Below are 12,667 nucleotides of genomic sequence, written 5' to 3' on the forward strand. Positions count from 1 at the left end.
ACGGACTCTTTACCTACGGCGTAAAGCTGCCCCTGCCCACAACCACCGGGGGAGGAACCCTTGGCGCCATCCGGCCCACCCTGCCGGGGAGCTACCGGGAGCCGGACAACAGGCCCGAGCATCTGACCCTGGAGCCCAGCGCGGTGACCATGGCGGTGGGCAAGAGCCGCGACATCATGGCTCTGACAAAAAGCGACGACCAAAAGGTGGAAAACAGAGAGGACAGCTGGACAACAAAATCTAACAATGAAAGTATAATTAAACTCAAGGGATTTTATGAACAGTGCACTATCTATGCGATAGCAGCCGGCACGGATACCGTGACCGCCAAGGCGAACGATGGGCAAACCGCCTCCTGCGCCGTCACGGTGGTGGAGGCTCCCACCCGCGTGACGTTGGACCAGTCCAGTCTGACTCTGAACGCCGGGGATACCGGAACGCTAAAGGCCACGGTCGACGGAACCACTTACCAAGAGGTGACCTGGAGCAGCGACGACGAGGGCGTGGCCATTGTGGACGAAAACGGCAAGGTCACCGCTCGGGCCGGGGGAACGACCTGGATCACCGCCGCCTCCGCCCTGGACGACAAGGTGTACGCTCGCTGCACCGTGACGGTCAGGCCCCATGCCAGCGGCGTTACCCTAAACAAAACCGCCATGAGCATCGAAAGAACCAGGTCGGAGTTCCTCACCGCCACGGTGAAGCCCAACGGCGCGGCGGATAAAACCGTCAGCTGGAAGAGCAGCGACGAGAGCGTCGCCACGGTGACCGCCAACGGTAATGTCACAGGCGTCGCCTTGGGCACCGCCACCATCACCGTCACCACCAATGACGGCGGGCATACCGCCTCCTGCCTTGTCACCGTCACCGAACTGTGCACCTGCGCGCTGAATAACTTGCAGCTTACGGGCACAGACCCCATCATCATCCCGGTGGACGCGCCCAGCGCCACCCGGGAGATCGTGGGGAAGGCCGTCTATGCGTCTACTGACGAATGCCCGGCGCACCCCGAGAGGACGATCTCTTACAGCTGCGAGATCGAGAATAATACCGCGGGCGCCACCCTCGAAGGGAATATCCTGACCGTCACCCAGGCGGGCGAGGTAACCGTCCAAGTCACCGCCACCGCCCAGCCCAGCGAGAAGACGAAGTCGGCGCAGGCCACCATCACCGTGACCAAGGCGAAACCGGTGGAAGCCGCCCCCAACATCGGCATCGACTACGTGGCGGAAATCCTCACCGGCTTTGCGGAAGGCGGCAGCTACACGGTAAACGGCAGCCCCGTCACCCTCGACGGCACCACGCTCCACATCGCGGAAAGCTACTTCGGCCAGACCCTTTCCATTGTGAAAAAGGGCGGCGATACCACCGACGACAGCGCACCCCAGTCCCTGACGGTGCCCGCGCGCCCCGCCGCGCCCGCCACCCCCACGGGGGGCGAAGGGGAGATCACGGGCGTGGACGGCACCATGGAGTACCGGCTTTCCACCGCAAGCGCCTGGACGGCGGTGCCGCAGGGCGCGACCGCCCTCAGCCTTGCACAGGGGGCCTACCGGGTGCGTGTAAAAGCGGTGGACGGCGCGTCCTTCGCCAGCCCGGCAAAGGAGGTCATCGTGGCCGCCATCCCCGACATGAAGATCACCGTCACCCTGGACGGGCAGTCCGTGCAGGGCGCCAGCCTCGCCGACGCCGTGCGCCGGTCGGGGCTTACCGCCAGCGCCATCAAACAGCTCACCGTGACGGCAGGCGAGATCACCGCTGAGGACTGGACGGGATTTGAAACCGCAGATGCGAATGCCGCCGACAAGACGCTGCCCGCCCTCACCGATTTTATCGTGGAGGACGCGGTGGAAAGCGTCGCGGACATTCCCCACCACAACACCAACCTGTTCCCCGCTACCATCCGGCGGGTGCGCATCCCCAAGGTCAAAGTGATCGGGGAAAGCGCCTTCTACGAATGTAAGGCCCTGGAGAGCGCCGACTTCCCCGACGCCACCGCCATCTACGGGAATGCATTTTTCCGGTGCGGGAATTTGAAAGAGGCCAGCTTCCCCGCGGTGACAACGATCCGGGATATGGCGTTTTGGTACTGCGAAAAGTTCGACTCCCTGACCCTGGGGGCCACCCCGCCTGCCGCGCCAAATGGGCATCGGCCCTTTGACGAAACCTTACCCGAGTTCCGCTTCCTCCACTTTGTGGGCGCAGACGGCGCGTCCCTCACCGGTGACGCCCTCACCGCCGCTCAGGCCGCCTACGACAGCGACGCCGCCGATGGCACAGCAAACGACGGCCTCTGGTATGGCTGGACGGTGCGGGCCTCCGAGATCACCATTGACAAAGCGGTGCAGACCGTTTCCTACTCGGGCAAGGCCCAGGCCTTTACCGTAAAGCCCACCCCCGGCAGCGTCACCGGTTTTACCGTGACCTACCGGCAGAACGGCACAAAGACGACCCCCATCGCCGCGGGGACCTACGACGTGACGGTGACCCGCGCCGCCGAGGGCGACCACCCGTCCTTGGAGGAAACCATCCCCGGCGGATTGGTCGTCAGCCCCGCCGTTCCCACCCTCGCCTGGCCCGCGGCAAGCCAGACCATCCAGGAGGGCGGGAGCATCACCCCGCCCAGCGTCACCCTGGTGAACGGCGAAAGCTACAGCGCCGCCCAAAACGGCGAAATCACCTACGCCTATAAGCCCAGGACCGCAAGCATCGCCTCGTTTTTCCGGGGCTTATTCAGCGACGGTTACACCGGCGGCCTGCCCACGGCGCCGGGGGAGTATCTGGTGCGGGCGGGGCTTGCGGCCAGGGGCAACTACGCCGCCGCCGTCACCGCAACCGACCTCCAGCTCACCATCGAGGAAACGCCCGCCGACGCCATCACCGTCAAGGTGAACGGCTCTCAGCCGGTGGGCGGGGACGACCTGGAGAAGGCAGTGGCGGCCTCAGGCATCGGTCTTGACAAAATCACCGCGCTGGAGATCGCGGCGGGGGAGATCACCGCCGACGATTGGACCTGGTTTACGGAAAAGAGGGAAAGCCTTACCGCCCTCGCCAGCTTTGAGGCGGCCGGGTCGGTAACGGCCGCGCCGATCCCCAACGTCGGGAACCTCAACGGGAATAATGGCGTCTTTCCCGGCAGCATTGTGTCGGTGAAGATTCCAGGGCTCACCGCCATCGGGAACGGCGCGTTTATGTACTGCAAGGAGCTGACCACGGCGGAGATGCCCGAGGTCACCCAGATCGGAATGAAAGCGTTTGCGTATTGCGAAAAACTGACCGAGGCCGCCTTCCCCCAGGTGGAGGTGCTGCCGCAGTATGCGTTCGCCTACTGCTCCGCCCTGGAAAAGATCGATTTCAGCGGGCTCAAAGCCGCTGGCCAGGGGGTCTTTATGAACTGCAAGGCCCTAAAGGAGGTAAGCCTGCCGGAACTGACGGCCCTCCAGGCCGCCGCCAATAGCGACTATGCCATCAACCTGTTCAGAGGCTGTACCGCTCTCCAAACCATATCCATGCCCAAGGCTGGATCCGTATCCAACAGCATGTTTTACGGCTGCACCGCACTGACCGCCGTCAGCTTCCCCCAGGCAGCGAGTATCGGCATCAGCGCCTTTTATGGCTGTTCCAATCTGGCTGAGGCCTCCTTCCCCAAGGCGGCCGAGGTCGGCTCGCAAGCGTTTTACAACTGCACAAAGCTCACGTCCCTGAAGCTGCCGGCCGATCCTCCCAGCGTATCCAATTCCGAGGTTTTCAGAGGCTGCGCTTCCAAGCGTTCCCTGACCCTTCTGGGGACGGACGGCAATACCCTGACCGGCGACGCCCTCGCCGCCGCGCAGGCCGCCTACGACGGTGTGACCGAAAACGGCAACGCGGCGGGGGACGGCCGCTGGTACGGCTGGCTGGTGGGGGAGCCGAAGATCACCATCGGGGAGACGGTGCAGACCGCCACCTACTCGGGCGGCGGCTGGACCTTTACCGTGACGCCCACCCCCAGCGGCGTCACCGGCTTCTCGGTCACGTACCAACAAAACGGAACCCCCGTCGCTTCCCCGACAAATGCGGGAAGCTATGACGTAACCGTGACCCGCCCCGCCGACAGCACCTATGCGGCGTTTGAGAAAACAATTTCCGGTGGACTGGTCATCAATCCGGCCACCCCAACCCTGACATGGCCGGCGGAAAGCCAGACCATCCCCGTGGGCGGGAGCATCACCCCGCCCGACGTCACCCTGGTAAACGGCGAAACCTACAACGCCGCCGCCAACGGCGGGATCGTCTACGCCTACAAGCCCAAAACCGCGACGGCCGCCTCGTTCTTCCGGAGCTTATTCAGCGGCGGCTACACCGTCGGCCTGCCCACGGCGGCGGGGGAATATCTGGTGCGGGCGGGGCTTGCGGCCAAGGGCAACTACGCCGAAGCCTCCACCGAAACCGACCTCCAGCTCACCATAATGGAGGCGCCTGCCGATAAAATCACCATCACGCTGGACGGCGGTTCCGCCAGCGGGGCCAGCCTGGAGGAGGCCGTGACAAAGAGCGGCAGGGAGGCGGCAACGGTCAAGGCCCTCACGGTGACGGCAGGCGAGCTGACCGCCGATGACTGGACCTGGTTCCAAGGAAAGTTTTCGGCCCTCACCGGCTTCACGGTGGCGGAAGGCGTGACCGCCGCGGATATCCCCGCCGGCGAGGTAAACCTCCCCGTCTTCCCCACGACCATCCAGAGGGTGCATGCCGCAGGAGTGAAAGCCGTCGGCGGCCGCGCGTTTACAGGCTGTCTGAGGCTTACCACAGCCAGCTTCCCCGACGCGACAACCCTTGGCCAAAATGCGTTTTATTGCTGCACCGCCCTCACGGGCGCCAGCTTCCCCAAGGTGACGAAGGTCAGCGCCGACGCCTTCAACGGGTGCGGGCGCCTTTCCACCGTGGATTTTTCGGCCGCGACGATCATTGACATCAGGGCGTTCCAGGACTGCGAGACCCTCACCGCCCCCGTCTTCCCCGCCGCGAAATACATCGGCAACTCCGCGTTCCTTAATTGTGACGGCCTCACCACCCCCAGCTTCCCCGTGGCCGCATCCATCGGCGCCAATGGGTTCAAAGGCTGCACAAAGCTGACGGCCCCTGTCTTTGGGGATGTGACAGACATCGGAGCTTCGGCGTTTTATAACTGCGGGAAGCTTGTGGACGCCAGTTTCCCCCAGGTCCTGGCCATCAGCAACAACACGTTTTATAACTGCACCTCTCTCGTGAGCGCCAGCTTCCCCGGGGCAAAGCAAGTGAACTCATATGCATTTGAAGACTGTAGGAACCTGGAAACAATCAGCTTCCCCGAGGCGATAACCATTGGCAGCAATGCGTTCAAGGGGTGCAACGCCCTCGCCAGCGCCGCCTTCCCCAAGGCCAACTTCATTGGCGACGGCGCATTCGAAAGTTGTGCGGCGCTGAAAACCCTCACCCTGGGCGCGGCCCGGCCCACTTCGGTTTCCGCCACCGCCTTTACGGGGTGCCCGAACGACCGCAAACTGGCGCTGGTGGGCGCGGACGGCGCCGTGCTGGCAGACGATGACGCCGCATGGGCGTCTTACAAGGCGGCAGGCGACGGCGACACCACCGACAGCTACTGGTACGGCTGGAAGCTGCCCGCAAAGGACCTGCCCGCCGCCAAGATCGCCATCACGCTGGACGGCGGTTCCGCCAGCGGGGCCAGCCTGGAGGACGCCGTGACGAACAGCGGCAAGGACGTGGCAGGAGTCAAGACCCTCACGGTGACGGCGGGGGAGCTTACCGCTGGAGACTGGGCCTGGTTCAAAGAGAACTTTACGGCCCTCACCGACTTCACGGTGGCGGAAGGCGTGACCGTGGCGGACATCCCGAGCGACAAGGTCTTTCCCTCAAGCCTCGAGCGCGTCTTCATCCCCCAGGCAATCAAAATCGGCAACGATGCGTTTGGGAACTGTAACGGGCTTTCATACGCCAGCTTCCCTCGGGTGACGAAGATCGGTAATAAAGTGTTTGGAAGCGGCGCCCAACTGAAAACGCTCCGGCTGGGCGCGACCCCACCCGCCGTGAGCTATGACACTGCGTTCGAAGGCTGCCCGGCCGAGCGTTCGCTGGTCCTTGTGGACGCGGACGATCAAGAGCTTTCCGGCGAGGCCCTCGCCGCCGCTCAGAAGGCCTACATCTCCTGTTACGACGAGAATCCGTTCGACCACCGGTGGTATGGCTGGAAGGTCACGGAGCCCGCCCCCACCGCGATCACCATCAAGGTGAACGGCGGCAACCCGGTGGAGGGAGCCAATTTGAACGACGCGGTTTTCAACTCCGGCGGCGCGGACAAGGTTGCAACGCTGGAGGTGCTGTCCGGCGAAATCACCGCTTTCGACTGGAAAAACTTTCATAGCCCATACACCTATGATCAAAACGCTCTAAAGAGCTTTTCGGTTGCGCCCGAGGTCAAAGTGGAAAAAGAGATGGGCAGCGCAAAGTTCAGCAACAGCGCGCTGGAGAGCGTCAGCATCCCGCAGGCGGTCGCCATCGGAGACGTTGCGTTCATCAATTGCTCTCATCTTTCCAGCGTAACCATTCCAGAGGCGACCTCCATCGGGGGACAGGCATTTCGGGACTGTGCCGCCCTGACAAGCGCCGACTTCCCGAAGGCGGCCTCGATTGAATCGGGCGCGTTCATGGGTTGCGGGGCGCTCGCGACGGTTACCCTTTCCTCCGCAACCGAGCTTAAAACAGATACCTTTGAGAAGTGCACGCAGTTGACGGCCGTCAAACTTCCCCAGATAACAAGGATTTGGTCTGATGCGTTTGAAGACTGTACATCGCTCGCTTCCATCAGCTTGCCGGCCGCTCCGCCGACGGCATCTAAGTCCTCGTTCAGCGGCTGTCCCTCTCCGCGCGCAATCACCTTTGTGGACGCAGGCGGCGCGCCGCTCACCGGCAGCGCCTTAAAGGCGGCGCGGGCCGCCTACAAGGCTGTGGCGGACGGCAACACGGACGATGACCTTTGGTACGACTGGACGATCGGCAGCGGCGATTCCGCCGGCACCGGCGGCGACCTGACCGCACCGCTGACCCAAGACAAGGTGGACGGCGTGTTCGGGCCTGGCAACGCCACGCTGGACGGCACCACCAATCCCCCCACCATTACAATCAACAACGATGTCGTGGTGGATGAAACCATCGTTGTCAAAGCCGGGGTCGATGTGGTCATCGACCTGGGCGGACACACCATCACCGGCAAGCCCGGCGTGAGCCCTGTCATCATCATTGAGAGCGGCGCGGACGTGACCATCAAAGGCCCCGGCTCGGTCAACGGCGTCGATGGCGAAAATAAACCCGGTGGGACCGGCGGCAATGGCGGCGACGGCATTCAGGCCGACGGCAGCCTGACGGTGGACGACGGCGCGGATATAAACGGCGGCGCGGGCGGCAGCGGCGATGTGGGCGGCAACGGCGGCGACGCCATCACCGGCAGCGGAAACATTACCATCAACGGCGGGTCCGCCACGGGCGGCGACGGCGGCAGCGGCGCGGGCGGCAACGGCGGCAACGGCGGAGACGGCGCGTCCTCAACCGGCTCTGGAACGGTTGACGTTGGCACGGACGGCAGCGCCGCCGGCGGCAACGGCGGCAACAGCACCGGCGGCAATGGCGCGGGCGGTGCGGGCGGCAACGGCACCCAAACCGGCGCGGGCGGCTCCACCACCGTGAACGGTGAAACAAACGGCGGGAACGGCGGCAGCGGTTCCGGCACGGGTGGCGGCGGAAATGGCGGCAACGGCACGGTGATCGACGGCGGTACGGCCGGCGGGAACGGTTCCGCCACCGGCGGCGACGGAGGCGGCGTGCCCGAGGACGGCACAGGCAATCCCGGCACGGGCGGGCAGGGCGTTTCCGGCGGCGATGCGGGCGACGTCGCCAGCACACCCGGTTCCACCGGCGTGTCCGGCTCTGTGATCACCATCACCGTACAGCCCGCAGACAAAACGGTTGCGGCGAACGGCAGCGCCGACTTCACGGTGGAAGCCACGGCCAGCGGCGGCAAAACGCTGATCTACCAGTGGTATCAGATGCTGGGCGACAAGCCGAATCCGAGCAAGGACACCCCGCTTACAAACGCGAAGACATTCACGGCAAACGACAAGAATTATACTGGCATCCGGAGCACCATTTACCAATTCTATTGCGTGCTGTCCGCCAACGGGGCGGAGAGCGTCACCACAAGGGTCGCCACCCTGACGGTCAGCAACGAAACCAGCGGACTCACCGCCCCGCTGACCCAAGAGAAGGTGGATAACGCCTTTGGTCCGGGCAACGCGACGCTCCAGCCGGATGGCACGATCAAGATTGAAAAAGATGTTACCCTGGACGATCCCATCCGGGTGGAAACCGATGTGACCATCGACCTTGGCGGCCACACGATCAACGGCGCCAACGGTCAAAACGGTTCGGACGGCAAGCCATCCTTCGTGGTGGTGGGCGATCACACCCTTACGATCATCGGCGGCGGCACGATTTCCGGCGGCGATGGCGGCGATAACCCCGGCGGTACAGGCGGCGACGGAGCGCCCGGCGTCGACTTGGGTTCGGACGGCAACATTTCTGTTGACGATGGCGCCATCACCGGCGGCGACGGCGGCAGCGGCTCTACTGGCGGAAACGGCGGAAACGGTGTCACTGGCGGCGGTGGCAGCGACGTCGAAATCGGCACGGGAGGCAGCGCCTCCGGCGGCAACGGCGGCGACGGCTCCACCGGCGCGGGCGGCAACGGCGGCGATGGCACGTCCACAGGCGGCAGCACCGTTGTCAACGGTGAAACCACCGGCGGCAACGGCGGATCCGGGAGCACAACCGGCGGCGATGGGGGTAACGGCTCGACCTCGGCCGGTTCCGGCTCTATTGATGTAGGTACCGGTGGGAACGCGACTGGCGGCGACGGCGGCAACGGAACAGGAAACGGCGGCGGCGGCAACGGCGGCAATGGCACCGAAACCGGCGGCTCCACCACGGTCGGAGGAAACACCGCCGGCGGCTCTGGCGGCATGGGATCCGGCACGGGCAACGGTGGTGACGGCGGCGACGGCACGGTCATCGGCGGCGGTGCGGCTGGCGGGAATGGTTCCGCCACCGGCGGCGACGGCGGAAACATCCCTGGCGATGGTACCGGAAATCCAGGCGCCGCCGGCGAAGGCATCAGCGGCGGCGATGGGGGTAACGTCAACAACACCCCCGGCAAGGCCGGCTTTAAGGTCACAGCAATCGTGGATGACACGAAGGCCGGGACCACCGTGACCGCACCTGAAAAGGATCTGGCCGACGCGGTAATCACGCAAGAGGATATCGATAACAACCGCAACGTCAAGGTGGAGCTGATCGTCGAAAAGAGGGATGATCAACCCGATAAGACTCTTGTGGAACAAACCTTGGGAGGAACCAAGGCGGACACCATCGGCGTCTACTTCGAGATCACGCTTGAAAAGACCGTGACCGAAAGCGGGACGACAAAGCCGACGGAAACGATCACCGAGTCGCACCAACCGATCGAGATAACCATAACCATCCCTGACGATATGCGCGGCGGCAGCAATTATGTGGTCATCCGCGTACATGATGGCAGCGCTGTGGCTTTGCCTACCACGCAGTCCGAAAACAAGCTGATATTCCAAACCGACAAATTTTCCACCTACGCCATCGCATATACCCCGGGTGGAACGACCCCGCCCGCACCGCCGCACGGCGGCGGTAGCCATGGGAGCAATGGAGGCTCTTCCCCGGATAACGATCAGTACGAATTCTGGATGGGCGTCAAGGACAAAATTAACGGCGCGCGGGATGGGGACGTGGTCAAGGTGAACGCACACGGCTACGACAAGATGCCATGGAGCGTCATGGACGCCCTTCGCGAGAATAGCGGTGTGAACCTTGTCATCACCTGGAACGGCAAGACCATTACCATTCCGGCGAACATGGCGCAGAAAAACGAATCAGGCCGAATCTATTGGCCGCTCAGCAAGCTGGCGGAACTGTACGCGGGGATTGCCGAGAGCACCGTTCTCAATCCCGCTGCGGAAACGAACCCCGAAACAGGCGGACCCGGCAAGTATATTCCCGTGACCGGAGGCGTCCTATATGAGGTGACCGCGCCTGCGGCAGAACCTGTCCGGCCTTCCATTCCCGGGCAGGCGGTGCGGCTCCAGCCGGATGTGCCTGAAACCATGACCCCGCCGGACGCGGGATTCCAAGCGGATGTTTATGCTGGCACCCCTGATGCTAGGATGGCGGAGCACAGTGTAAATGGAATATCCCTTGCAATCGCCGCGGTGATACTGATGATTCTTGCAGGGTATGGGGTGTGGACTTGGAAAAAGAAAAAAAGTTAACATTCGCACCCCGATTACAGGAATTGCGTCGCAGCCGCGGCCTGACCCGAGCGCAACTCACGAACAGCATAGGAGAGAAACAGGAAACCATCAGCGGCTGGGAACGCGGCAAAGAGGCGCCGGGAGTCGTCACGATTGTCAAGCTGTCGGATGCCCTTCAGGTTTCGATCAATTACCTTCCGAATAATTGTTTCATCCAAATTTAAATCCAGCAGCCGATCTTTTTTATCCTCAACCCGCCGGCGGCCAAAAATTCCGCAAGGACCTGTTACGGAGCAAACGGAAGCCGGTCGGCGAAATCTGGCGCGGGGAGCCCGTCGAGGGCGTCACCGAAATTGTCCGGTTTGCGCCGAGCGCCTGCAACACGCAGCCGTGGCTGGTGGAACGCGAAGGCGACGCCTTGCGCGTGTACCGCGTGCGCAAGCCGGGCAGGAGCGGGATCATGCCCGCCGGCCAGGTGGCGTTCTACAACCAAATCGATCTGGGGATTTTTTTGTGCTTTCTGGACCTCTGCCTTCAGCGGCGTCACATCCGGTACGAGGCGAAGCTGCACGCGGGCCCCGGTTCGGACGGGGAAGAGACGCTGGCCGCGGTCTATAAATGGAAGCAGGGACTGAATAAGCGCCGAAGGGGCCGCTCTGTGAGCGGCCCCTTCGGCGTTCATGCGTCCGGTTCGACCGGGACGCCTTCCTGTGATTTCATGACGTTTTGTTGATATTCGTAGTTTTTATACCAATTGTCCAATGAGTCCCAGCCCCGCAGGAGCAGGCCGTAGCCCTGCTGCGCGAGCAGCAGCGGGCGCGGGGTGACGAGGCAGGCGTGGTCCTGCCGCCAGGCCTCGAACGCATTGAAGGGCTCCAGGGAGATGGCGTACTGCCTGCCCAGCAGGGCGACGCTGTATCGGAGTTCCCCGGCGGGCGCGATCTCAAGCGCGCGGACGCCGGCTGCGTTTTCATAGCGGGAGCTGGTGGTGTCGACCCACAGGAAGAGGGCCAGCCAGCCCGTCAGGATCAGGGTCAAAAGAAAGGAAACCCAAAAGAGGCGCGCATCTCTGTTTAACATCCTGTATTTTCACCTTAGGTTTATACCAATAGACTATCCATTTGGAGCAGTTTCCGGGGATGCTTCGCGGTTTTCGTTGAGCATCCGCGCGAGGGACTTCCCGACCAGTTCGGCGGTATAGACGCTCTCGTCGAGGGTGTTGGCGTTGGAGCCGACCTCGAGGAGCAGCGAGCCGGTGGTCAGATCCATGTTGTATTTTCGGTAGCAGAAGAAGATCGGGCGGGTCAGCTCGGGGGTGTCCTGCTCGATGGCGTCCTGAAGGGATGCGGCAAAGCGCAGGTTTTCCCGCCACTCGGGGACGTTCATCGTGCCGTCGTCGCTGCCGGTGATGATCATGAGCTGGGCGGCCTTGCGGCCGTTGATCTCCACCGTGGGCTTGACGATGAGGTCGTCCTCCCGCTGGATGGCGTCGCGGTGCACGTCGAGCGCGATCTTGATGGTCGGATACTTCTCCAGATAGGACTTGATCGTTTCGGCGCTGCGCTCGTAGGAGCCGTTGTAGGAGGGGTAGTCGTGCTGGGTCGTATCGTGCACGACCCCGATCCCCGCGTCCCGCAGAGCCTTTTCCAGCGCGTTGCCCACCGCGACCATATTCTTAGTGTTGTCCGTTGACCGCCAAGTATTCCGCATGTCATAATTTTCACTGTCGTAGGGCTCGTAGCTCTCGGTCGCGTGGGTGTGGAAGATGAGCACCTGCGGCGCGGGGGTGTCCTCCAGCCGGATGTTGAGCCCCCGCTCCATGATCTCCCGGATGTCGTCGGCGGGCACCTCGGTATAGTTGCGGAGCAGGCCCTCGCCGTAGGGGATCAGGCTGTCGCCCGAGCCCGCCATGTTCTCCTGCACGATCCGCCCCCGGTATTCCGCGGGCACGGGATGGGAGTTGTCCGCGGCGGGAGAGGGGTCGGCGACGCGCACCTGCTTGGCGGGGACGGGGGAGGATTCGGGCAGGCCCTGCGGCGCGGCGGAGGCGTCTCCCTCGTCAAAGGGCGCGACGTAGGGCGCGACCTGGGATTCCTCGCCCTGATAGTAGGCGGGGTCGATCTTGTCCGCGAACCGCGATTCCAAAAGGGCGAGCGACCCCTCGGGCATGTTTACCATCGCCGAGATGAGCGCGGCGCGCTCGGTCAGCTCGCCCAGGTCGGGGGAAAGCGAAAAAACCGCCATGATCGACAGCGGCAGAACAACGACCATTGTGATGACGGCCCCAAGGCGGCGCGCCG

General features: G+C 63.4%; 5 protein-coding genes. 3 read left to right on the forward strand and 2 right to left on the reverse strand.

What is annotated here, in order from left to right:
* Window positions 1–176: 176 nt before the first annotated feature.
* Genes C1A13_RS15045 through C1A13_RS01205 form a run of 3 tightly spaced genes read left to right on the forward strand, consistent with a single transcriptional unit; the run spans window position 177 to window position 11,100 of the window.
* Entirely contained in the window at window positions 177–10,385 is a 10,209-nt protein-coding gene (locus C1A13_RS15045) for a leucine-rich repeat protein (protein WP_278277687.1), read from the forward strand.
* Window positions 10,364–10,591 (forward strand): helix-turn-helix domain-containing protein, encoded by a 228-nt coding sequence (locus C1A13_RS01200; protein WP_172439115.1) that lies wholly within the window; start codon window positions 10,364–10,366, stop codon window positions 10,589–10,591. The genes C1A13_RS15045 and C1A13_RS01200 overlap by 22 nt, the downstream gene beginning before the upstream one ends.
* A complete protein-coding gene (locus tag C1A13_RS01205; RefSeq protein WP_101548386.1) occupies window positions 10,573–11,100 on the forward strand; it encodes a nitroreductase family protein in 528 nt (175 codons plus the stop codon). The genes C1A13_RS01200 and C1A13_RS01205 overlap by 19 nt, the downstream gene beginning before the upstream one ends.
* Here the strand turns inward: C1A13_RS01205 and C1A13_RS01210 are convergent.
* Together C1A13_RS01210 and spoIIP are read right to left on the reverse strand one after the other, a co-directional pair.
* On the reverse strand, window positions 11,046–11,447 hold the full coding sequence (locus tag C1A13_RS01210; RefSeq protein ID WP_101548388.1) for a hypothetical protein: 402 nt from the start codon (window positions 11,445–11,447) through the stop codon (window positions 11,046–11,048). The two genes, C1A13_RS01205 and C1A13_RS01210, sit on opposite strands and share 55 nt — an antisense overlap.
* A gap of 33 nt (window positions 11,448–11,480) precedes the next feature.
* A complete protein-coding gene (spoIIP, locus tag C1A13_RS01215; protein ID WP_101548390.1) occupies window positions 11,481–12,638 on the reverse strand; it encodes a stage II sporulation protein P in 1,158 nt (385 codons plus the stop codon).
* Window positions 12,639–12,667: the final 29 nt, after the last annotated feature.

The sequence above is a fragment of the Anaerotruncus massiliensis (ex Togo et al. 2026) genome, from assembly GCF_900199635.1.
In the GTDB taxonomy this organism is placed as follows: domain Bacteria; phylum Bacillota; class Clostridia; order Oscillospirales; family Ruminococcaceae; genus Anaerotruncus; species Anaerotruncus massiliensis.